This window comes from Streptomyces sp. NPDC058052, assembly GCF_042885515.1.
GTDB lineage: Bacteria > Actinomycetota > Actinomycetes > Streptomycetales > Streptomycetaceae > Streptomyces.
In genome coordinates this window covers 1-1,429 of the sequence record NZ_JBHVRX010000073.1, presented here as the reverse complement: position 1 = coordinate 1,429, position 1,429 = coordinate 1, and the positions used below count along the sequence as shown (strand labels likewise).

General features: G+C 56.2%; 1 rRNA gene (cut by a window edge). It reads left to right on the top strand.

Annotated features, from left to right (window positions below):
• Window positions 1–1,397: ribosomal RNA gene (locus ACFVU3_RS39920) — 23S ribosomal RNA — on the top strand; it begins 1,800 nt to the left of the window's first position.
• Window positions 1,398–1,429 lie beyond the last annotated feature (32 nt).

Sequence of the window (1,429 nt, the reverse complement as noted above, 5' to 3'; positions counted from 1 at the left end):
TGAGCCTGAGACCTGATGCCGAGCCGATTGTGGTGAAGTGGATGATCCTATGCTGTCGAGAAAAGCCTCTAGCGAGTTTCATGGCGGCCCGTACCCTAAACCGACTCAGGTGGTCAGGTAGAGAATACCGAGGCGTTCGGGTGAACTATGGTTAAGGAACTCGGCAAAATGCCCCCGTAACTTCGGGAGAAGGGGGGCCACGCCTGGTGATCGGATTTACTCCGTGAGCTGGGGGTGGCCGCAGAGACCAGCGAGAAGCGACTGTTTACTAAAAACACAGGTCCGTGCGAAGCCGTAAGGCGATGTATACGGACTGACGCCTGCCCGGTGCTGGAACGTTAAGGGGACCGGTTAGTGACCTTTCGGGGTTGCGAAGCTGAGAACTTAAGCGCCAGTAAACGGCGGTGGTAACTATAACCATCCTAAGGTAGCGAAATTCCTTGTCGGGTAAGTTCCGACCTGCACGAATGGCGTAACGACTTCTCGACTGTCTCAACCATAGGCCCGGTGAAATTGCACTACGAGTAAAGATGCTCGTTTCGCGCAGCAGGACGGAAAGACCCCGGGACCTTTACTACAGTTTGATATTGGTGTTCGGTTCGGCTTGTGTAGGATAGGTGGGAGACTTTGAAGCAGCCACGCCAGTGGTTGTGGAGTCGCCGTTGAAATACCACTCTGGTCGTGCTGGATGTCTAACCTGGGTCCGTGATCCGGATCAGGGACAGTGTCTGATGGGTAGTTTAACTGGGGCGGTTGCCTCCCAAAGGGTAACGGAGGCGCCCAAAGGTTCCCTCAGCCTGGTTGGCAATCAGGTGTTGAGTGTAAGTGCACAAGGGAGCTTGACTGTGAGACCGACGGGTCGAGCAGGGACGAAAGTCGGGACTAGTGATCCGGCGGTGGCTTGTGGAAGCGCCGTCGCTCAACGGATAAAAGGTACCCCGGGGATAACAGGCTGATCTTCCCCAAGAGTCCATATCGACGGGATGGTTTGGCACCTCGATGTCGGCTCGTCGCATCCTGGGGCTGGAGTCGGTCCCAAGGGTTGGGCTGTTCGCCCATTAAAGCGGTACGCGAGCTGGGTTTAGAACGTCGTGAGACAGTTCGGTCCCTATCCGCTGTGCGCGTAGGAATATTGAGAAGGGCTGTCCCTAGTACGAGAGGACCGGGACGGACGAACCTCTGGTGTGCCAGTTGTCCTGCCAAGGGCATGGCTGGTTGGCTACGTTCGGGAGGGATAACCGCTGAAAGCATCTAAGCGGGAAGCCTGCTTCGAGATGAGTATTCCCACCTCCTTGAGAGGGTAAGGCTCCCAGTAGACGACTGGGTTGATAGGCCGGATGTGGAAGCCCAGTAATGGGTGGAGCTGACCGGTACTAATAGGCCGAGGGCTTGTCCTCAGTTGCTCGCGTCCACTGTGTTAGTTCTGAAG